The 21375-nt window shown below is 65.6% G+C and carries 19 protein-coding genes; 7 read left to right on the top strand and 12 right to left on the bottom strand.

From position 1 onward, the window contains the following. Nucleotides 1-115: 115 nt before the first annotated feature. Nucleotides 116-1306: an MFS transporter gene (locus ACNEOT_RS12925; protein WP_415974433.1), complete on the top strand. Its 1191-nt coding sequence runs from the start codon at nucleotides 116-118 to the stop codon at nucleotides 1304-1306. A 79-nt stretch (nucleotides 1307-1385) separates the two neighbouring features. Here ACNEOT_RS12925 and ACNEOT_RS12920 read toward each other — a convergent pair whose 3' ends face one another. From ACNEOT_RS12920 to ACNEOT_RS12900, 5 genes are all read right to left on the bottom strand, one after another. Then, nucleotides 1386-2396: a 3-isopropylmalate dehydrogenase gene (locus ACNEOT_RS12920; protein ID WP_415974432.1), complete on the bottom strand. Its 1011-nt coding sequence runs from the start codon at nucleotides 2394-2396 to the stop codon at nucleotides 1386-1388. Nucleotides 2397-2449: 53 nt separating this feature from the next. Next, nucleotides 2450-4045, bottom strand: a complete 1596-nt coding sequence (gene serA / locus ACNEOT_RS12915; RefSeq protein WP_415974431.1) for a phosphoglycerate dehydrogenase — start codon at nucleotides 4043-4045, stop codon at nucleotides 2450-2452. A 185-nt stretch (nucleotides 4046-4230) separates the two neighbouring features. Then, on the bottom strand, nucleotides 4231-5232 hold the full coding sequence (gene ilvC, locus ACNEOT_RS12910; protein WP_170944858.1) for a ketol-acid reductoisomerase: 1002 nt from the start codon (nucleotides 5230-5232) through the stop codon (nucleotides 4231-4233). 60 nt (nucleotides 5233-5292) lie between these two features. After that, the gene (ilvN, locus tag ACNEOT_RS12905) at nucleotides 5293-5796 is read right to left on the bottom strand and encodes an acetolactate synthase small subunit (protein WP_032397758.1); all 504 of its coding nucleotides are present in this window, start codon (nucleotides 5794-5796) and stop codon (nucleotides 5293-5295) included. Then, nucleotides 5793-7772, bottom strand: a complete 1980-nt coding sequence (locus tag ACNEOT_RS12900) for an acetolactate synthase large subunit (RefSeq protein WP_415974430.1) — start codon at nucleotides 7770-7772, stop codon at nucleotides 5793-5795. The genes ilvN and ACNEOT_RS12900 overlap by 4 nt, the downstream gene beginning before the upstream one ends. A gap of 344 nt (nucleotides 7773-8116) precedes the next feature. Here ACNEOT_RS12900 and ACNEOT_RS12895 point away from each other — a divergent pair, with 344 nt between their 5' ends. After that, on the top strand, nucleotides 8117-8575 hold the full coding sequence (locus ACNEOT_RS12895; protein ID WP_415974429.1) for a PH domain-containing protein: 459 nt from the start codon (nucleotides 8117-8119) through the stop codon (nucleotides 8573-8575). 60 nt (nucleotides 8576-8635) lie between these two features. Then, entirely contained in the window at nucleotides 8636-10477 is a 1842-nt protein-coding gene (gene ilvD, locus ACNEOT_RS12890) for a dihydroxy-acid dehydratase (RefSeq protein WP_415974428.1), read from the top strand. Between the two features lie 104 nt (nucleotides 10478-10581). Here ilvD and ACNEOT_RS12885 read toward each other — a convergent pair whose 3' ends face one another. After that, nucleotides 10582-11601, bottom strand: a complete 1020-nt coding sequence (locus ACNEOT_RS12885) for a DoxX family protein (RefSeq protein WP_415974427.1) — start codon at nucleotides 11599-11601, stop codon at nucleotides 10582-10584. Nucleotides 11602-11694: 93 nt separating this feature from the next. Between ACNEOT_RS12885 and ACNEOT_RS12880 the strand changes: the two genes are divergently transcribed. Then, a complete protein-coding gene (locus ACNEOT_RS12880) occupies nucleotides 11695-12843 on the top strand; it encodes a PQQ-dependent sugar dehydrogenase (protein ID WP_415974426.1) in 1149 nt (382 codons plus the stop codon). Nucleotides 12844-12906: 63 nt separating this feature from the next. On the opposite strand, the gene gatB is transcribed toward ACNEOT_RS12880, so the two are convergent. Beyond that, on the bottom strand, nucleotides 12907-14418 hold the full coding sequence (gatB, locus tag ACNEOT_RS12875; protein WP_415974425.1) for an Asp-tRNA(Asn)/Glu-tRNA(Gln) amidotransferase subunit GatB: 1512 nt from the start codon (nucleotides 14416-14418) through the stop codon (nucleotides 12907-12909). A 92-nt stretch (nucleotides 14419-14510) separates the two neighbouring features. On the opposite strand from gatB, the gene ACNEOT_RS12870 reads away from it, so the two are divergent. Continuing rightward, complete coding sequence (locus ACNEOT_RS12870) at nucleotides 14511-14975, top strand: acyl-CoA thioesterase (RefSeq protein WP_415975134.1); 465 nt, start codon at nucleotides 14511-14513, stop codon at nucleotides 14973-14975. Between the two features lie 21 nt (nucleotides 14976-14996). On the opposite strand, the gene ACNEOT_RS12865 is transcribed toward ACNEOT_RS12870, so the two are convergent. From ACNEOT_RS12865 to ACNEOT_RS12855, 3 genes are all read right to left on the bottom strand, one after another. After that, on the bottom strand, nucleotides 14997-16028 hold the full coding sequence (locus tag ACNEOT_RS12865; RefSeq protein ID WP_415974424.1) for an ATP-dependent 6-phosphofructokinase: 1032 nt from the start codon (nucleotides 16026-16028) through the stop codon (nucleotides 14997-14999). Nucleotides 16029-16130: 102 nt separating this feature from the next. Then, the gene (locus ACNEOT_RS12860) at nucleotides 16131-16793 is read right to left on the bottom strand and encodes a response regulator (RefSeq protein WP_415974423.1); all 663 of its coding nucleotides are present in this window, start codon (nucleotides 16791-16793) and stop codon (nucleotides 16131-16133) included. 10 nt (nucleotides 16794-16803) lie between these two features. Then, entirely contained in the window at nucleotides 16804-17931 is a 1128-nt protein-coding gene (locus ACNEOT_RS12855) for a sensor histidine kinase (RefSeq protein ID WP_415975133.1), read from the bottom strand. Between the two features lie 273 nt (nucleotides 17932-18204). Here ACNEOT_RS12855 and ACNEOT_RS12850 point away from each other — a divergent pair, with 273 nt between their 5' ends. Next, the gene (locus ACNEOT_RS12850) at nucleotides 18205-18849 is read left to right on the top strand and encodes a hypothetical protein (protein WP_415974422.1); all 645 of its coding nucleotides are present in this window, start codon (nucleotides 18205-18207) and stop codon (nucleotides 18847-18849) included. Next, nucleotides 18846-20264: an alpha/beta-hydrolase family protein gene (locus ACNEOT_RS12845; RefSeq protein ID WP_415974421.1), complete on the top strand. Its 1419-nt coding sequence runs from the start codon at nucleotides 18846-18848 to the stop codon at nucleotides 20262-20264. Before ACNEOT_RS12850 ends, ACNEOT_RS12845 begins: the two co-directional genes overlap by 4 nt. Nucleotides 20265-20290: 26 nt before the next feature. Here the strand turns inward: ACNEOT_RS12845 and ACNEOT_RS12840 are convergent, their stop codons facing one another. Both ACNEOT_RS12840 and ACNEOT_RS12835 read right to left on the bottom strand, forming a co-directional pair. Continuing rightward, a complete protein-coding gene (locus ACNEOT_RS12840; protein ID WP_415975132.1) occupies nucleotides 20291-20971 on the bottom strand; it encodes an alpha/beta hydrolase in 681 nt (226 codons plus the stop codon). Next, the gene (locus tag ACNEOT_RS12835; protein WP_415974420.1) at nucleotides 20860-21372 is read right to left on the bottom strand and encodes a hypothetical protein; all 513 of its coding nucleotides are present in this window, start codon (nucleotides 21370-21372) and stop codon (nucleotides 20860-20862) included. The genes ACNEOT_RS12840 and ACNEOT_RS12835 overlap by 112 nt, the downstream gene beginning before the upstream one ends. Nucleotides 21373-21375: the final 3 nt, after the last annotated feature.

Here is a 21375-nt window from a genome sequence, read left to right as displayed (position 1 = left end):
ACACGCGGGGTGTGCACTCCGCCACCGCCCGCTCCGAGCGATTCGGGTCGGTGTAACGTCGACATCGAATTCCACATTTCAAGATTATTTGTCCACATTATGAGACGGAGACGAGATGGCCACCAGCGGGCAGTTGTCCGACATCGGCGAAGCCAGACGTTGGCTCATGCTCGCGCTCGGGATGCTCGCGCAGACCGCCGGGGCGGTGTTCATCAACGGCGCAGCATTTCTCATTCCCGCCCTGCACGACGACCGCGGCCTGAGTCTGCCCACCGCCGGACTCGTCGTTGCCATGCCGACCGTGGGCATCATGTTCACTCTGATCGCCTGGGGCGTCCTCGTCGATCGGATCGGCGAACGAGTCGTTCTCGCAATCGGACTCGGCCTGACGGCGCTTGCCAGCGTCGCCGCAGTGTTCACCACCTCCATTCCCCTCTTGGCGGTCCTGTTGCTACTCGGCGGTATGGCCGCAGCGAGCGCGAACAGCGCGAGCGGACGCGTGGTGGTGGGATGGTTCCCGCCGCACCGGCGCGGATTGGCGATGGGGATCAGGCAGATGTCGGTACCTCTCGGCGTAGGAATCGCAGCGCTCACCGTTCCGCCGATCGCGCGAGATCACGGCGTCGGCTACGCGTTGCTGGTGCCGGCACTCGTCTGCGCAGCGGGAGCAGTGCTGTGCCTGGGCGTGATCGACCCGCCACGTCCTCGCCGCGCCGATGCCGCAACGCAAGGACTGCTGAACAATCCGTACCGCGCAGGATCCCATCTGTGGCGGATTCATGCCACCTCGATCCTGCTGGTGATCCCCCAGTACGTCGTGTGGACCTACGCGCTCGTCTGGCTGATGACCGACCGAGAATGGAGTGCAGCGTCGGCAGGCATCCTCGTCACCGTCACCCAAGTTCTCGGCGCGCTCGGCCGCATGGGCGTCGGGGCCCTGTCCGACCGCGTCGGAAGCCGCATGCGACCACTGCGCTGGGTTGCTGTCGCCACCACGGCCAGCATGCTCGCTCTGGGCATCGCCGACTGGTTCGACTCCCCCATCGCCGTTGTCGCACTGGTGATCGCCTCGATCACCACGGTGGCCCCCAACGGCCTCGCGTTCACCGCCGTGGCCGAGATCTCGGGACCGTTCTGGAGCGGACGAGCCCTCGGCGTTCAGAACACCGGCCAGTACGTCTTCGCGGCGGCTGTGCCACCCGTGTTCGGGGCACTGGCGGCGGTGAGCTTCCCACTGGCATTTCTGGTCTCGGCCATCTTCCCGGCCCTGTCGACCCCGGTGATTCCGGATGATCCCGACACCTGAAGAACCGAGAGACGACGATGCCACGCTCGGCAGTTGCCGAGCGTGGCATCGTCGTGATGAGCCTGGATACGGGTGAAAACTACAGGCGCGCTGCAATTCTCGCGCCGATGTCCTTCGTCGACGCGGTGGTGGTTCCTCGCTCGGCGAGGTCCGCTGCGACGGCGGCTTCCACTCGTGCCGCTCCTTCCGCATCACCGAGGTGATCGAGCAGCAAGGACACCGACAGGATGGCGGCCGTCGGATCGGCCTTCTGCTGCCCTGCGATGTCCGGAGCAGACCCGTGCACGGGCTCGAACATGCTCGGGTTGGTGCCGGTCGCATCGATGTTTCCGCTTGCGGCCAAACCGATTCCGCCGGTCACCGCCGCCGAGAGATCGGTCACGATGTCACCGAACAAGTTGTCGGTGACGATGACATCGAACCGGCCCGGGTCGGTGACGAGGTGAATCATTGCGGCGTCGATGTGCTGGTATGCCACCTCGACGTCCGGGAACTCCGCCGCCACCTCGTCCACCGTGCGAGCCCAGAGGCTGCCTGCGAAGGTGAGCACATTGGTCTTGTGCAGCAGCGTCAGGTGCTTGCGTCGGGTGAGCGCCCGCTCGAAGCCGTTGCGCACCACCCGTTCGACGCCGTAGCGGGTGTTGACACTGACCTCGGTGGCCACCTCGTGCGGCGTGCCGACTCGAAGCGCTCCGCCGTTTCCGGTGTACGGCCCCTCGGTGCCTTCGCGCACGACCACGACGTCGATCTGCTTGTCGCCGGCCAGCGGGCCGACAACTCCGGGGTAGAGCTTGGCCGGACGCAGATTGATGTGGTGATCGAGCTCGAACCGAGCTCGCAACAGCAGTCCACGCTCGAGCACACCGCTCTGCACGGACGGATCTCCGATGGCCCCCAACAGAATTGCGTCGTGTTCACGCAATTCCGCCAAGACCGAGTCCGGCAGCAATTCGCCGGTGGCGTTGTAGCGACGCGCACCGAGGTCGTACTCGGTCTTCTCGGCTCCTGGTGCCACCACATCGAGTACGGCAAGCGCCTCGGTGACGACCTCGGGTCCGATTCCGTCCCCGGCGATGACGGCCAGCTTCATCTCACTCCTCGTGTGTTCGTTCGATTTCTTCTCGGATCGGCTGCGAGCAGAAATCAGGACAGATCGACAAGCTCGATGGTGGACGCGCCGACCGCGGCGGCGATGCTCGCACTGAGCTCTGCCGGCACGTCCTTGTCGACGCGCAGCAGAATCGTTGCACCGTCACCCTCGGAGTCCTGGCTCAGTGCGGCGGCCGCGATATCGATGCCTGCGTCGCCGAGCAGGGTGCCGATCCGGCCGAGGCTGCCGGGCTGATCCGCGTAGTTGACGATGAGGTTCTTGCCCTCGGCGCGAAGGTCGAAGTTGCGGCCGTTGATGTTGACGATCTTCTCGACCCGCTGCGTTCCGGTGAGTGTTCCCGCCACGTTGAGCACGGAACCGTCGCCGTAGACGGCGCGGATGTCGACGACACTGCGGTGGTTCTCGCTCTCGGATGCCGTGGTGACCTCGGCGGTGACGCCGCGCTCCTCGGCGAGCGACGGGGCGTTGACGAACGTGACCGAGTCCTCGATGACGGCAGAGAACAGTCCGCGCAACGCCGAGAGCTTGAGGATCTCGACGTCCTCGGTGGCGAGTTCGCCGCGCACGTCCACCGACAGCGACGTGGGAAGTTCGGTGGACAGGGCTCCGAGCAGCACGCCCTGCTTGCGGACGATCTCGAGCCACGGCGAGACCTCTTCGCCCACGGCTCCACCCTTGACGTTGACGGCGTCGGGCACGAATTCGCCTGCGAGAGCGAGCAATACCGACTTGGCCACATCGGTGCCTGCGCGGTCCTGAGCCTCGGTGGTCGATGCGCCCAGGTGCGGGGTGACGACGACCTGGGGCAGCTCGAACAGCGGGCTGTCGGTGCACGGCTCGGAGGCGTAGACGTCGATGCCGGCGGCGAAGACGTGGCCGCTGGTGATGGCGTCGGCCAGGGCCTGCTCGTCGACGAGTCCACCACGAGCGGCGTTGACGACGATGACTCCGGGCTTGGTCTTGGCGAGGGCTTCCTTGCCGATGATGCCCTTGGTCTCCGGCGTCTTCGGCAGGTGCACCGAGAACATGTCGGCGCGCTCGAGCAGCTTGTCCAGGCTGACCAGTTCGATACCGAGCTGCGCGGCGCGCGCGGCCGAGACGTAGGGATCGTATGCGATGATGTGGGTCTCGAAGGCAGCGAGACGCTGTGCGAACAGCTGACCGATGCGACCGAGTCCGACGACGCCGACGGTCTTGCCGAAGATCTCGACACCGTTGAACTTGCTGCGCTTCCACTCGTGCTGACGCAGGGTGGCGTCGGCAGCGGGAATCTGGCGCGCGGCAGCCAGCAGCAGCGTCACCGCATGCTCGGCGGCCGTGTGAATGTTGGAGGTCGGCGCGTTGACGACGAGGACGCCGCGCTCGGTGGCAGCGGGCACGTCGACGTTGTCCAGGCCGACGCCTGCGCGGGCGACGATCTTGAGATTGGTGCCTGCAGCGAGCACCTCGGCGTCGACCGTGGTGGCGGAGCGCACCAGGATCGCGTCGGCCTCGGGAACTGCAGCGAGCAGCGCGGGGCGATCCGGGCCGTCGACCCAGCGGACCTCGACGCCGTCGCCCAATGCCTCGACGGTGGACGGCGCAAGTTTGTCGGCGATCAGAACGACAGGACGGCCTGGCTGGCTCACGTGAAAAACTCCCTATATCGGTTCGAGACGTGGTCGGAAAAATTCGGCGGCGCTGTGCAGCACGAACAGTTTAGAGGCCGGAGACGTCGAACTGTGACGCCACCTGAATCACGCACCGAAGGGCACCCCTGACGATCCAGGGGTGCCCTTCGATCAGACTGCGTGACAACGCGATTCGATGAGAATCAGGCCGTTTCGGTGATCGGGCGGTCGACCCAGCTCATGAGGTCGCGCAGCTTCTTGCCGGTGACCTCGATGGGGTGCTCGGCGTTGGCCTTGCGCAGGCCTTCGAGCTCGGTGTTGCCGTTCTCGACGTTGGCGACGAGGCGACGGGTGAACTCACCCGACTGGATGTCGGCCAGGATGGCCTTCATGCGCTCCTTGGTACCTGCGTCGATGACGCGCGGTCCGGAGAGGTAGCCACCGAACTCCGCGGTGTCGGACACCGAGTAGTTCATGCGAGCGATGCCGCCCTCGTACATGAGGTCGACGATGAGCTTGAGCTCGTGCAGCACCTCGAAGTACGCCATCTCGGGTGCGTAGCCGGCCTCGACCATGACCTCGAAGCCCGTCTTGACGAGTTCTTCGGTGCCACCGCACAGCACGGCCTGCTCACCGAAGAGGTCGGTCTCGGTCTCTTCCTTGAACGTGGTCTTGATGACGCCTGCGCGGGTGCCGCCGATGCCCTTGGCCCAGGACAGCGCGAGTGCCTGGCCTTCGCCCTTGGGGTCCTGGTCGATGGCGATGAGCGCGGGAACGCCCTTACCGTCGACGAACTGGCGACGCACGAGGTGGCCGGGGCCCTTGGGTGCGACCATGCCGACGGTGACGAACTCCGGAGCCTTGATCAGGTCGAAGTGGATGTTGAGTCCGTGGCCGAAGAACAGCGCGTCGCCGTCCTTCAGATTGGGCTCGATCTCCTCGGAGAAGATCTTGGCCTGAGCGGTATCGGGTGCGAGCACCATGATCACGTCGGCCCACTCGGACACCTCGGCCGGAGTGCCGACCTTCAGGCCCTGCTCCTCGGCCTTGGCGCGAGACTTCGAGCCCGCCGCCAGGCCGATGCGCACATCGACGCCGGAGTCGCGCAGGCTCAGCGAGTGCGCGTGGCCCTGGCTTCCGTAGCCGATCACAGCAACCTTGCGGCCCTGGATGATCGACAGATCAGCATCGTCGTCGTAGAACATCTCGACTGCCACTGTTTGTAACCTTTCCTCTTCGATTTCGCTGAATATCACGTCCGTCGCTCAGCGCGACGCAGTGATCGATTTCGGTCCACGTCCGACGGCAACGACTCCCGACTGAACTATTTCTCGAATTCCATAGGGGTCCAACATCTTCAGCAACGCATCGAGCTTCGAGCGAGTGCCCGTGGCCTCGACCGTCACGGCTTCGGGAGACACGTCGATCACCTTGGCGCGGAACAGGTTCACCGTTTCGATGACCTCGCTGCGGACGCTGGCGTCGGCGCGAACCTTGATCAGCACCAACTCACGAGCGACCGACGAGTCGTCGTCCTGCTCGACGATCTTGATGACGTTGATGAGCTTGTTGAGCTGCTTGGTCACCTGCTCGAGCGGGAATTCGTCGACGGTCACCACGATCGTCATGCGCGAGATCTCGGGGATCTCGGTGCCGCCGACGGCCAACGAGGAGATGTTGAATCCGCGGCGCGAGAACAGTGCAGCGACGCGAGCCAGCACACCTGGCTTGTCCTCCACGAGAACGCTGAGGGTATGGCTCGTGCTCACTTGTCGCTGCCTTTCACGTCTTCGGTCGACGCAGTGTCGGCGCTGTGTGCGCCGTGCGCCTGCTCGCGGGCCATTGCCTCTTCGATGACCGCAGGCTCCACACCTTCGGCATCGTCGTCGTCGAACAGCGGACGAATTCCGCGGGCTGCCATGATCTCGTCGTTGCCCGTCCCGGCTGCGACCATCGGCCACACCTGAGCGTCGGCTCCGACGATGAAGTCGATGACGACCGGACGATCGTTGATCGCGCGCGCCTGAGCGATCACCGCGTCGACGTCCTCTTCTCGCTCGCACCGCAGCCCGACGCAACCGAGCGCCTCGGCGAGCTTCACGAAATCGGGGATGCGGACGGCACCGTGGGTACCGAGATTGGTGTTGGAGTAGCGCTCCTCGTAGAACAGGGTCTGCCACTGGCGGACCATGCCGAGGTTGCCGTTGTTGATCAGTGCGACCTTGATCGGGATGCCCTCGACCGCACAGGTCGCGAGTTCCTGGTTGGTCATCTGGAAGCATCCGTCACCGTCGATGGCCCACACCTCGGCGTCGGGCAGGCCCCTCTTGGCACCCATTGCGGCCGGAACCGCGTATCCCATCGTGCCGAGGCCACCCGAGTTGAGCCACGTACGCGGCTTCTCGTAGTTGATGAACTGCGCGGCCCACATCTGGTGCTGCCCGACGCCGGCGCAGTAGATCGCGTCGGGGCCGGCGAACTTGCCGACCGAGCTGATGACGAACTCCGGCGACATCGAACCGTCGGCCGGGCGGTCGTAGCTGAGCGGGTAGGTCTTGCGGATGCCGTTCAGGTAGACCCACCACTGCTCGAGGTCGAGCGTGGTTCCGGTTGCACGATCTGCTCGCAGTGCCTCGATGAGCTCGGTGATGACCTCGCGGCAGTCGCCGACGATCGGCACGTCCGCGTAGCGATTCTTGCCGATCTCGGCCGGGTCGATGTCGGCATGGATGACCTTGGCACCGGGTGCGAACGACGCGAGCTGGCCGGTGACTCGGTCGTCGAACCGAGCACCGAGCGTGATCAGCAGATCACTGCGCTGCAGGGCGGCCACCGCGGCGACGGTGCCGTGCATACCCGGCATGCCCAGGTTCTGCTGGTGCGAGTCGGGGAAAGCGCCGCGAGCCATCAGAGTGGTCACGACAGGAATTCCGGTCAGTTCTGCGAGTTCGAGCAGTTCCGCCGAGGCGTTGGCCTTGATGACGCCGCCACCGACGTACAGCACCGGCGCCTTGGCGTCGGCGATAAAGCGGGCTGCTTCGCGGACCTGCTTGCCGTGCGGCTTGGTGACCGGACGGTAGCCGGGCAGACGCATCTCCGGCGGCCACGAGAACGTCGTCTGCGCCTGCAGGACGTCCTTGGGGATGTCGACGAGGACGGCACCGGGACGGCCCGAGGAGGCGATGTAGAACGCCTCGGCCATGATGCGCGGGATGTCGGCACCGTCGGTGATGAGGAAATTGTGCTTGGTGACGGGCATGGTGATACCCGAGATGTCGGCTTCCTGGAAACCGTCGGTCCCGATGAGGCTGCGGGCGACCTGACCGGTGATCGCGACAACGGGAACCGAATCCATCTGAGCGTCGGCGAGTGGGGTCACGAGGTTGGTCGCGCCGGGACCGGACGTTGCCATGCAGACGCCGACCTTGCCGGTCGCCTGGGCGTAGCCGGTCGCAGCGTGGCCTGCACCCTGTTCGTGTCGCACCAGAATGTGGCGCACCTTCACCGAGTCGAAGAGCGGGTCGTAGACCGGGAGAACCGCGCCGCCGGGAATTCCGAATACGGTGTCGACGTCAAGTTCTTCGAGGGCCCGAACGACAGACTGTGCGCCGGTGACCTTCTCCGGTGCGACGTGGCGTCGCGATCCGTTGGTCGCCGCGTCTGCGGACGGGTTGGTGGTCGACGGGCCGGCTGCTGTCCCCGACTTACGGGTCGTGGGCCCTGGGCGTGCGGTTGGTGCGCTCACTGATTGCTTCCTCAGGAATGTGAAATTGCTGGGCGATCTCTGGGCAATAAAAAACCCCCGTCAGCGTGAGCTGTACGAGGGTGGCGCGTCGATGCGAGTTTGAACAACCGGCTCAGGCGTTGACGCGCCGGCCGATTACGAGTATCCAATTCCGCTTCACGCGCTCGACGGTAGGCGCGCGCACAGGGAAGAGTCAAACTCGTCACGACGCAATCCCATTATGTGAGATCGCGTAGATGCAATGCGAAGATGAATGGGTGTCGTCTTCGCAGCAGTCCGAACCACCTCTTCCATCATCCCACACCGCACCCGAGCCACCGAACGGTGTCGGGGGACCGCAACGGTTGAGTACGCAGGTCATTCGAGTTCCGCGCCTCGCGCTCATCGGCGTGGGACTGCTGCTGTTCGGCACGGGGCTGACAGCCGCCAGCTGGCCCGTGGCCATGGGGTGGCTGCTGATCCTGCCGATCGCCGCGGCCATCTGGGTGTTTCGCGTGCGCACGGTCATTTCTCCCGAGGCGATCACCGCACGCCGCTTCGTCGGTTCGGACGTGATCGAGTGGGAATCGGTGGCGGGTCTGCATTTCCCGGATCGCCGATGGGCACGAGTGGTTCTGACCGACAAGAGCGAGAAGTCGCTGCCGCTGGTGCGATTCGATCTGCTCCCTCAGCTCGCCGCGGCCAGCGGCGGTCGCATCACCGACCCTTACGCCGCTGCGGCGGCTGCGGCGGCAGAGGAACAAGACCGGGCGGACGCCGAGAACGCCGAGCACGAGGGCGGGCAGGCAGCGAAGGAGCTGTAGTGGCAGGCGAGTAATCTCCTCCGTGCGAGAAACCGCTGCAACGGACGAGGACAACGCATCATGCCGCCGCTACGCTCACGGGTCACCACTGTCGGACGCAACGCCGCGGGCGCACGCTCGCTGTGGCGCGCCACCGGAATGACCGACTCGGATTTCGGAAAACCAATCGTCGCCATCGCGAACTCGTACACCCAGTTCGTCCCCGGCCACGTGCACCTGAAGAACGTCGGCGAGATCGTGGCCGACGCGGTGAGAGCGGCAGGCGGCGTTCCCCGCGAGTTCCACACCATCGCCGTCGACGACGGTATCGCCATGGGTCACGGCGGCATGCTCTACTCGCTGCCCAGCCGCGAGATCATCGCCGACTCCGTCGAATACATGGCCAACGCCCACACCGCCGATGCGCTCGTCTGCATTTCCAACTGCGACAAGATCACTCCCGGCATGCTCAATGCCGCGATGCGCCTGAACATCCCGGCCGTCTTCGTCTCCGGTGGACCGATGGAGGCAGGCAAGGCCGTCGTCGTCGGAGGCGTCGCGCAGGCACCGACCGACCTGATCACCGCGATTTCCGCCAGCGCCAACGACGCCGTCTCGGAGGAGGGCCTCGACGAGGTCGAGCGCAGCGCCTGCCCGACGTGTGGGTCCTGTTCCGGCATGTTCACCGCCAATTCGATGAACTGCCTCACCGAGGCGCTCGGCCTTGCGCTCCCCGGAAACGGCTCCACTCTGGCGACCCACGAGGCCAGACGCGCACTCTTCACTCGGGCCGGCACGACCATCGTCGAGGCGGCACTCAAGTACTACCGCGACGAGGACGAATCGGTTCTCCCCCGCAACATCGCCACTCCGGCCGCGTTCCGCAACGCCATGGCCCTCGACGTTGCGATGGGCGGATCCACCAACACGGTGCTACACACCCTCGCGGCAGCGCAGGAGGGTGAGGTCGACTTCGACCTCGACACCATCGACGCCATCAGCCGCAAGGTCCCGTGCCTGGCGAAGGTCTCCCCCAACTCCGATTACCACATGGAAGACGTGCACCGAGCCGGCGGAATCCCGGCTCTGCTCGGCGAACTTCGGCGCGCCGATCTCCTCGAAACCGACGTGTCGACCGTCCACACGAAGAGCTTCGACGAGTGGCTCGACACCTGGGACATCCGATCCGGCACGGCGTCGGACGAGGCTGTGGAGCTGTTCCATGCGGCTCCCGGTGGCGTCCGCACCGTCGAACCGTTCTCCACGAACAATCGATGGTCTTCCCTCGACACCGATGCCGCGGGCGGCTGCATCCGCGATCGCGAGCATGCATACACGGTCGAAGGCGGCCTGGTGGTGCTCCGCGGCAACATCGCGGTCGACGGCGCGATCCTCAAGACCGCAGGCATCGACGAGGATCTGTTCTCGTTCCAGGGGCCGGCACTGGTGGTCGAATCGCAGGAAGAAGCCGTCTCGGCCATCCTGCAGAAGAAGATCCAACCCGGTGACGTGCTGGTCGTTCGCTACGAGGGACCCAAGGGCGGGCCGGGTATGCAGGAGATGCTGCACCCCACCGCGTTCCTCAAGGGTGCCGGCCTGGGCAAGGTCTGCGCATTGATCACCGACGGCCGCTTCTCCGGCGGAACCTCGGGCCTGTCCATCGGGCACATCTCCCCCGAGGCCGCAGCAGGCGGCGTGATCGGACTGGTCGAGAACGGCGACCAGGTTCGCATCGACGTCGCCACCCGCACCCTCGAGATCCTCGTCGACGACGAAACGCTCGAGACGCGTCGAGCGAAGATGAACGCGTCCGAGCGTCCGTGGCAGCCGGTGGACCGTCAGCGCACGGTCACCACGGCACTGCGCGCATACGCCGCATTGGCGACATCGGCCGACAAGGGTGCTGTTCGTTACGTTCCCTGAGGCAAGGCCCAGGTGAGTGCAGCCTGCGAATTGAAAGATCAGGTGAGCGAAACGTCGTAGCCCGCTACGAAGTTTCGCTCACCTGAGTCTGCTCGTCATGAGGGTCAGCGGACCACGGGATCGGCTCCGTTGAGGAAGATCCAGATGCAGACACCGGCCGCGATGCCGACTGCGAGCGCCAGCAGCGATCCGATCCGCGGTCGGGTGGCCCATCCGCGACGGCCGTCGAACGCGATACGTCCGGGTCCGGTGAGGATGATCGCGGCCGCAGCGAAGCCGAGAACCGTCTCGTACTCGACGCCGCCCGTGCCGGAGAACTGCAGGCCGGGCTCGACGACCTGCTTGAAGCACCACGCGTTGATGATGGTCGCGAGCACCGCCGCGCCGGCCAGCGGTGTGGCCAAGCCCAGGATCAGAAGCGCTCCGCCCAGGGTCTCACCTACCGCGGCCGCGATCGCGAGAATTTCCGGATAGCGGTAACCCGACTCCTCCAGCAGGTTCTGGAAGCCGTCCAGGCCGGGCCCGTTCCAGAGTCCGACGAGTTTCTGCAGGCCGTGACCGAGAAATACTGCGCCGACGGCCACTCGGAGGACGAACAATCCCAGATCGGTGCTGCCGCGGCGTGCGGGAACCTCGACGGTCTCGGTGCGAACCTCGGGTTCCGGCGCTACGGCTGCTGCGGTCGCTCCGCCCGCGGAAGTACCGAGATATTCGGTGGAGCGATCGGAATACGCACCCGACGACGTCGAGGCTGCCGTCGACGGACGATCGACCGAAGAATCGGCGAAAGCCGACGGTCGGTAGGTAGGCAATTTCTCGGTGGGCTGCGCATCGACGGACCCAGCATCCACGGACCCAGCATCGACGGCCCGACCATCGGCCGACCGCGCGTCGGACGACGACGAGTACGGGAAGTCGAGCTCGTCGTCGGTTCGGGGCAATCGGTCCGAGCGCTGTGCGCCGAAGGCTGTGGTCGGCGCACCGGCCGTCTCGGTCCGGTCGGTCGCCGACGTCTCCGAGGCGGAGCGCGAAGGTGAGATCTTTTCCGTGGGATTGTCGTACGGGCTCTCGGCCGGTTCGTACGAGTTGTCCGGCCGGTTGGGGTCGCGCGGTGTATCGGTCACTTGTCCACAGTAGAGCCGATCTGCGCTCATCACCGACGTCGACGCTCACGGCCGCGTGGCGAGTCTTGCCGGACGTTCCGTAACGTTCGAAGCATGAAGCCGGTCGGAGCGTCGTCACGAACTGCAACAGCCGCCGTCGTCGCGTTGTCTATGACGGCAGCCTTGCTCGCTGGGTGCGCACGCTTCGACGATTCGAACTCGTCGCCGTTCACACCCGCGCCGGATGTGGGTGCCGCCGAATTGAAGCCGACGACCCCGAGCCAAGCGCCGCCGACCTCCGATCCCAACGCTCCACCTCCGCCATCCGGCCCCTGTGTCGATCCCGACCGAGCCGTGATTGCGACGTGCTTGGACACCACGAGTGGCCTCGTCGCACTCCCCGACGGAGAGTCTGTGCTCGTAGCAGAACGCCGAACCGGGCGCATCATGGAAGTCGCGGCCGGTCGAACGCCCGTCGAGGTATCCCGAATCACGGTCGACGGCACCGGCGACGGGGGCCTTCTCGATATCGCGCTGTCTCCGACCTACGCCGAGGACAGGTTGCTGTACGCCCTCATCACCACTTCCTCGGACACGAGGGTGGTCCGGCTCGCGCAGGGTGACGTTCCCAAGGACATTCTCACCGGAATTCCTCGCGGCACCACGGGCAACCGTGGTTCGATCGACTTCTACTCGCCGAACGAACTTCTCGTCCTCACCGGGGACAACGGCGATCCGGCCGCGGCAGCGAACCCGAACTCCTTGTCCGGCAAGCTGTTACGGGTGACGTCGCTGTCCCCGAATCCGAATCCCCCGCGGCCGCAGATCGCGCTCAGCGGAATTGGCACGGCGGGTGACGTCTGCACCGACGGCACCGGAAACATCTATGTCACCGACCGCACCGCAGTCGAGGACCGGCTGCAGCGTATCGACGGACTGGGCGCTGTGTTCAACCCGGTCTGGACGTGGCCGGACCGACCCGGCGTTGCCGGATGTGCAGCGGGTGCCGGCGGAGTGGCGGTCGCTCTCACGAGCGCCAAAGCTGTTGCCGCACTGTCGACGGACCCGAACACCGGTGCCGTCTCGGCCGAACCGACCCTGTTGATCCAGGACAAGTACGGACAGCTGAACGGCGCTACGAGCTCTGCCGACGGACAGATTCTGGTGGGCACCGTCAACAAGAACGGACCCACCGTCGGACCCACCGACGATCGCGTCGTCAAGGTGCCGTTCCCCGGTGGCGGCGGAGGCGGCTTCGACTGATCGGCGTCGACACTGAGGTGGCCGAGCGCACATCGCGCTCGGCCACTGCAGTGTTCTCTGCGATCAGGGTTGGCCGCACGCCTCGAGGACGAGTTCTTTGACGCGAGCAGCATCGGCTTGGCCGCGGGTCGCCTTCATGACCGCACCGACGATGGCACCGGCCGCCTGAACCTTGCCGCTGCGAATCTTCTCGACAACACCGGGATTGGCCGCGAGTGCCTCGTCGACGGCGGCCTGCAACTTGGTGTCGTCCTTCTCCAGCACCAGGTTTCGCGCAGACATCACCTCTGCGGGCTCACCCTCGCCGGCCAATACCCCGTCGACGATCTGACGGGCACCGTTGTTGTTGACTTTGCCGTCGGCCACCAACGCAGCCACCTCGGCCACCTGAGCCGGAGTGATGGCCAGATCGGTCAGTTCGACGCCGGCGATGTTGGCCTGCTGAGCCAGGTACGACACCCACCATGACCGCGCTGCCTGCGGCGAAGCGCCGGCCTCGACCGTCGCCGCAACGATCTCGAGCGCACCGGCGTTCACCAGATCTCGCATCTCCTCGTCGGAGACACCCCAGTCCTTCTGGATGCGGCCGCGTCGCAACCACGGCAACTCGGGCAACGTCGCACGAAGCTCTTCGATCCACGCTGCGTCGGGGGCGACGGGAGCAAGGTCGGGCTCGGGGAAGTAGCGGTAATCCTCCGCGGTCTCTTTCTTACGGCCGGCGGTGGTGGTGCCGTCCGATTCCTGGAAATGCCGAGTCTCCTGCGTCACCTCTCCGCCGGCTTCGAGAACGGCGGCCTGACGCCGCATCTCGTACCGAACGGCAACCTCGACGCTCTTGAGGGAGTTGACGTTCTTCGTCTCGGTGCGTGTACCGAATTCGGTTGCCGTCTTCTCCATCAGAGAAACGTTGGCATCGCAACGCAACGAACCCTGATCCATCCGCACATCGGACACGTTCAGCGACTTCAACAGGTCACGCAGTGCGGTGACGTACGCACGTGCAACCTCGGGAGCGCGCGCACCGGTTCCCGTGATGGTCTTGGTCACGATCTCCACCAAGGGCACACCGGCCCGGTTGTAATCGAGCAGCGAATGCGACGCCCCCTCGATGCGGCCGGTCGCCCCGCCGACGTGCGTCGACTTGCCGGTGTCCTCCTCCATGTGCGCGCGCTCGATCTCGACGCGGAACGTGCTGCCGTCGTCGAGCAACACGTCGAGGTAACCCTCGGTCGCGATGGGCTCGTCGTACTGCGAAATCTGATAGTTCTTCGGCTGATCCGGGTAGAAGTAGTTCTTGCGAGCGAACCGTCCCCACGGGGTGATCGAGCAGTTGAGGGCCAGCCCGATTCGAATCGCCGACTCCACCGCAGCGGAGTTGACCACCGGAAGCGCGCCGGGCAGGCTCAGGCACACCGGGCACACCTGCGTGTTCGGTTCTGCACCGAACTCGGTGGGGCAGCCGCAGAACATCTTGGTCGCCGTGCCCAACTCCACATGGACCTCCATGCCCAACACGGGGTCGAACTTGGCGAGCACATCGTCGTAATCGATCAGATCGACGGTTGCAGCAGTCATGCGCGCAAGTTTATGTCCTGCAGGACGCGCGGGTAACAACGAGTCCTCGCTACCGTGCACGGGTGACTCACCCAGAAAAGCAGACACTGGCCATGACCGTGCTGATGACACCCGACATGGCCAACTTTTCCGGCAATGTCCACGGCGGCACGATTCTGAAGTTTCTGGACCAGGTGGCGTACGCCTGCGCCAGCCGATACGCGGGCGCCTACGTCGTCACGCTCTCGGTCGATCGCGTCGTGTTTCGCGAACCGATCCACGTGGGAGAACTCGTGACGTTCTCGGCTTCGGTCAACTACACCGGCCGCACCTCGATGGAGGTCGGCATTCGAGTGGAAACCGAGAACATCCAGTGCGGTGAGTTGCGACACACCAACAGTTGCTACTTCACGATGGTTGCGATCGACGACGACGGAAAGCCCAAGACACTGCCCCAGTTGACGCCGACAACCGACGTCGGTGCCCAACGTTTCGAGGCCGCACGGCGACGCCGTGAGCTGCGGCGCGAGACGGAAGAACGCGAGGCCGAAATCCAGGAGGCCGCCGGTCGCATCTGAGCGCGTCTCGACGGTGCCGAGTCAGCCGAAGAACGCGGCGGCGTCGTCGTACCGGGTCTGCGGTACTCGCTTGAGTTGCTTGGTCGCCTCGGCCAGCGACACCAGGCCGATCTCGGATCCCCGCAACGAGACCATCTTCCCGAAATCGCCGGAATGAGCCGCGTCGGTCGCGTTGACGCCGAATCGTGTTGCGAGAACGCGGTCGTACGGCGTCGGCGTTCCACCACGCTGGACGTGGCCGAGCACCGTGGTGCGGACTTCCTTGTTGATACGACGCTCGATCTCGACGCCGAGTTGATGGGCAACTCCGGTGAATCGAACATGGCCGAACTCGTCGATACCGCCGTCGAGGAGCTTCATCGAGCCCTCCATCGGCTTGGCTCCCTCGGCGACGACGCAGATGAAATGCGAGTCTCCCCGCTGGAAACGCTTGCGCACCAACGTGCATACCTCTTCGACGTCGAACGGCTGCTCCGGGATGAGCGTCATGTGCGAACCCGACGCCAGACCTGCGTGCAACGCGATCCACCCTGCGTGGCGGCCCATCACCTCGACGAGCATCACCCGCTGGTGGGATTCGGCGGTACTGTGCAGCCGGTCGATCGCATCGGTGGCGATCGTCAGCGCCGTGTCGAAACCGAAAGTGACGTCGGTGCAATCGATGTCGTTGTCGATCGTCTTGGGCACCCCGACCACCGGCACCCCCTCTTCCGACAACCACGCAGCCGCGGTGAGTGTTCCTTCGCCACCGATCGGAATCAACACGTCGATGCCGTTGTCCTCGAGGGTCTGCTTGACCCGATCGAGCCCGGCGCGCAGCACATCCGGATTGGTGCGCGCGGTGCCGAGCATCGTGCCGCCCTTGGTGAGCAACCGGTCGTTGCGGTCGTCGTTGCGCAGTTGCACGCGCCGGTCTTCGAGAAGCCCGCGCCATCCGTCCTGAAAACCGACGACCGTGGAGCCGTACCGCGCATCGGCGGTGCGCACGACTGCGCGAATCACCGCATTGAGCCCCGGGCAATCGCCGCCTCCGGTCAGAACTCCGATGCGCATCGATTTTCGCCTCTCTGCTCGCAGGTCCGTGAAGCGGACCCAAGTAATGGTCGCCAGCCTAATCGGGCGTGGGATGCTGCGCGCGCCGGTACCGCTCGGCCCTCACTTCGGTGTGACGACCCCGGTCTCGTAGGCCAGCACGACGGCCTGGGCGCGGTCGCGTAGACCGAGTTTCGCAAGGACCTTGCCGACATGCGTCTTCACGGTCTGTTCGGCCAGGAACAGCGAGCCCGCGATCTCCGAATTGGACATGCCGGTGGCGATGAGCTCCAGGACTTCACGTTCTCTCGGAGTCAGGTCGCTCAGCCTCGGCGACGTGTTCCTTCGCGCCCCGCGCCGTGAGGTGACGTCGGCAATGAGCCGTCTCGTCACCGACGGTGCCAGCAACGCCTCGCCGGCAGCGACGACCCGCACACCTCGAATCAGCTCCTCGGCAGGTGCGTCCTTGAGCAGAAACCCACTCGCACCGAGAGCCAGTGCCTCGTACACGTAGTCGTCGATGTCGAAGGTCGTGAGCATGAGTATCCGCACCGGTGAAGGAAGTGACGCGGAGAGTATGGCGCGAGCGGCGTCGAGACCGTTCATCTCCGGCATCCGGACGTCCATCAGCACCACATCGGGTAACAGACGCGCGACCTCGCTGACCGCAGTCCTGCCGTTGTCGGCGTCTCCTACCACCGAGATGTCCGCCTGGGCACCGAGAAGCGCACCGAACCCCTGCCGCACCATCGCTTGGTCGTCGGCGATGAACACCGTTGTAGCCACGCGCAACAGCCTAGGCGAGATCGTTCGGGACAACCGATGCCGTCGAGATCGGCATGCCGTTCGGAACGTGCACCGCAACCTCGAATCCACCGTCGGGCAGTCCTGCAGCATGCAGCCACCCGTGTGCGGCCCTCGCACGTTCGCGCATGCCCGCTATCCCGTGCCCACCGGTATCGAATCCCGCCGCGCCCCCGACGGTCGCGTTCGGTGCCGGAGCATTGACCACGGTCATGACGACCGTGCTTGGCCCGACGGCGATGTCGACGGTCACCGCAGCCTCGGGGGCATGTCGGGCCGCGTTGGACAGGGACTCCTGCAGAATTCGGTACAACGCCAAACCTGTTGTGTCGGGGATCGATTCGATCGGGCCGGCAATCGTCCATCGCACCTCCATACCGGCCTTGCGGCTCGCATGGAGGGTGCGTTCGAGGTCGAGTGCGTTCGGTGCCGGTGCATCCTGCCACTGCTGCCCGTCGCTGCGAAGCACCCCCAACATCCCCCTGATCTCGTTGAGGGCTTCCCGGGCGGTGGCTCCGATCGACTCGAATTCCTGTGCTGCGGCGTCGGATACATCGTCGAGTCGATAGGGTGCACTCTGCGCTTGAACGACGACCATCGACATGTGGTGTGCAACGACGTCATGCAGATCGCGGGCGATCTTCGTCCGTTCTTCCAGAACGGTGCGTCGGGTGCGCTCGAGTTCACTGACCTCCTCCTGCTGCGCGAGCTGCCTACGGGAGAGAACGAGCCAACGAATCAACAACCCGAACACCACGACGGCGGTCAGCCCGACCGACCAGCCGATGCCGTCCGAGCCCGGCATCCAGGCGAAGAACACCAACACGCTGGACAACCAGGCCACGAGCAGCAACGACGGCGGCGACCGCAGAGCGACGGTGAACAACAACGCCAGCAGGACGAGAATGTGCACCACCTGCCACGGATACTCGTAACCCGGCACACGGTCGAATGCCACCGGGATCACCAGAGCGGACAGGGCCGAGACTGCCCATCCCAGTGCAGGATTGACTCGGATCAACGCGAAGGGAAACGCCGCGAGCGCGCCGACGATCGGCAACAGCGGACCCGAGACCTGATGTGTCACCGGCAGCGTCGGCCACGCAATGGAATACAGCATGGCCGCGACGGCCACGATCAGCACATCGACCGTGCGGAATCCCACTATTCGCCGCGGCACCCGACGTCGGGCGACGCCGGACTCCGTCGGTGCTCTGTTCTCGCTCACGAGACGAGCCTAGGGAGTGTGGACCGACGACGGCGTCATACCTGAGTATCAGTTGGATGCAGTCTCCAGGTCTCGGTAGGCCGCCGACCGACACCTACGGACACGGCCGAAACGAGACTTCGGCGTGATGTTCGACGAGAACATCGCTCCCTAGCTTCGAAACCCATGAGCAGCAACGTTTCTCGCGTCATGATCGCAATGGCCGCAGCCGCCGTGGCGGTGACGGCAACGACCGGGGCGGCATCGACGCCACCGACCCAAGACTCGAAATCCCCTGTCGCCGTTGCAGTGCACGCACTGGTCACCGAATCGGCTGACGCAGCAGTACTGACCGTTCCGGACGACTTCGTGTCGGTGATGGGGTACCGCCCCCGGGTGCAGGACGACCGGGCGGAAAACCCCGAGGGCGGCTGTTCGTCGCCCGTACCACTGCCGTCGGAGTTCGATCCGGCGTGCAGGGCCCACGATCTGGGCTACGACCTCATTCGGTACGCCGCGGCGACCGGCACGACGGTGGACCCTCGGTGGCGCAGGTCGATCGATGCCCAACTCGAAACGCGGATGCACGCCATCTGCACGGACCGAACCGGTGTCGGGCCTCGCCAGTTATGCGACGCCGCAGCATCGGTCGCCGCGACGGCCGTCGACGTCAATTCCTGGCGCCAGTCCTTCGGTGCGCCGGTGGCCGAACCCGCCCTGCCGTTCGCTCTGGGCGGCGTGGGCGTCGCTCTGATCGCATTGTCGGTCACCGTGACCGCCCGACACCTGCCTCGACGCTCGTTGTCGACCGAACTGGACGCACACGCATGATCGCCACGACCGACACCTTCGGGAGAGCCCCGCGCGCGGGGACAGCACACACCCCCACCACGACGTCGCCGCCGCCGCCGCCGCCGAGAGGTATACGAGTTCCTCGAATCGGAACCTCCGTCGCACTCACCGCCGCTGTGATGGTGTCCTCGGCCCCGTCACTCCTCCCCCGGCCTGCCGTCACCCAGGCATTGTTCACCGGCGTCGTGATGGCGGGTGCGCTCGCCGTCGTATGGTCGGCCCGGCGCGTCGTCGGCCCGCGGCCGCCTGGGCGGCTCCGACCACGGGCGTGGTCGGTGGGTGTCGGAACACTGATAGCGATCGATTCGCTCTACACGAACACCCTGTGGCAGAACCGATTACGCATTGCGATGGACGTCGACACGGTGGGCTGGGGATACGCGGTGGACGTCGCGGGCGGTGCGGCCTGTGTGACACTCGCCCTGTGCGGACTCGGTCGGTTGGCCACCACCATCCTGGGTGCTCTCGGCGTCGGCCGATCGTTGGTTCTGATTGCCATCGCCGGACTTCTGTCGTATGCCGTTGCCGCGCCTGCCGTCCGGTCGGCCGTGTCCGACTCGTTGTCGGCCTCGAACTCGGCGTCGGACGACGCGGTGACCGCTCCGCACGGGAGCGCGAGATCGGGAGCACCGGATTCGCTCGTCCCGTGGAACACGTTGGGCCGGGAGGGCAGAAAATTCGCCACCGGTGGCGTCGACCCCGAGACGGTGCGGACCTACGTGGGTCTCGATTCGGCACCGACGCTCGAGGAGCGGGTGGAGTTGGCCGTCGCGGACATGGAACGCGCCGGTGCTTTCGGCCGCAATGTCGTCGTCGTGGCAATACCGACGGGATCGGGGTGGGTGGACGAAAATGCCGTCTCCGGTGCCGAGAACAGGTTCGGCGGTGATGTGGCAACGGTGGCAATGCAGTACTCGAACAAGCCGAGTTGGGCGACGTTCCTGTTCGCCGAGAACGACGCGCGGCGATCAGCGAACGCACTCGTTCGTGCCGTGGCGGCGCGAGCAGCACGAGAATCGACACCGCCGAGCGTCGTCGTGTACGGCCAGAGTCTGGGTGCGGTGGCGGGAAGCGACGCGTACCTCTCGCTCCGGCAGAGCAATCGCATCATCTGCGGGGCCGTGTGGGCGGGACCGCCCGCCGGGGCCGTGAACACCGAGGGCGCAACGGTATTGGCCAATTCCTCGGATCCCGTCGTGCAGTGGTCGGCAGACCTGCTGTGGTCGCCGCCGAATACGACTTCCAGTCCGCGCGATGCACCGACGCCGATGTGGTTGCCGATCGTCAGCTTCGTGCAAACCTCCGTCGATCTGGCGGCGGCGCTCGATGTCGACGCCGGTCACGGCCATCGGTACGGCACCGGCCAAGGCACGAGCATGCCGTGGTGCCGGTGAACCCGACGTCGATCTCGGGGTCACGATCAGCCGATCAGACCCAACCGTTCGCCGAGCCATTCCGTCTCCTGCTCCAGCGCCGGAGCCCACACCTGCATCGAGTGTCCGCCGGGCAGCTCGCTGTAGTGCACGTCCATACCGGCTGCTGCTGCCGCGCCGTAGGCCCGCGCGGTTTGCGGCCGGAATTCGTCGTCCTCGGCACCGACGACGAAGGCACCGGCCGAATCCGCGAAGCTGCTGCGCGAGAGCATGTTCAGCGGCGTCGCCCGCTCGAAACGCGCCTCGTTCGCCGGGGTGTCACCGCCGTACGCCGCGGCAACGGATTCGCTTCTCGTCCCCCGGCGTTGCTCGTCCTCGCCGGAGATGTCGAGAAAGGTCGGGTACACCGATGGCGCAGCAACCGCCAGTTGCAGCGCGCACGTTCCCCCGTAGGAGTAACCGCCCACCGCCCAGGCCCGCGGATCCGCGGACACCCTGAAGTTCGACCGAATCCATTGCGGCACATCGACGGACAGATAGGTTGCGGCATTTCCGAGGTCCGAATCCATACACATCGGATTGGCCTCGGTGTCGCCGAGACCGTCGGCCACGACGATTACGGGAGCCGCGCCGCCGTGACGTGCAGCGAACGCGTCCATCGTCTGTACCAGGCGGCCGCCCTCGATCCAGTCGACGACATGACCGGGTTGCCCGGTGAGCAGTACCAGTACCGGCAGATCCTCGGCCCCGGTGTCGTACGACGCAGGCAGATACACCGTTGCCGGACGCGCATGGAAGTGCGAGATCGGGCCGGCACCTCGAGATCGACCAATCGGCCATGGCCCTCGGACGCAACGACGGGGCGATGCCCCAACGCCAGCGCCACCGACGGATATCGACTGACGGTCAGATTGGTCAGCACCGTCGCCGACACCAGAAGCGAGGCGATCAGACCGAGAGCGCTCAGCGAGCCCAACGCCGCTCCCACAGCCCGACCCCGCCGAAGCCTGGTGACCACAGTGACGGCAACGACCACCGACAGCAGGGCCGACGTCGTCAACGCGGCCACCGGTAGTGCACCGGTCAGCAAGGGCAGATGAGCCAGGTCGGCAGCCCACCGATGCAGCACCTC

The sequence above is a fragment of the Rhodococcus sp. 077-4 genome (assembly GCF_047782425.1).
Taxonomy (GTDB): Bacteria; Actinomycetota; Actinomycetes; order Mycobacteriales; family Mycobacteriaceae; genus Rhodococcoides.
Note: the sequence above shows the minus strand (reverse complement) of the source record. Positions and strands in the feature narration are given on the sequence as shown.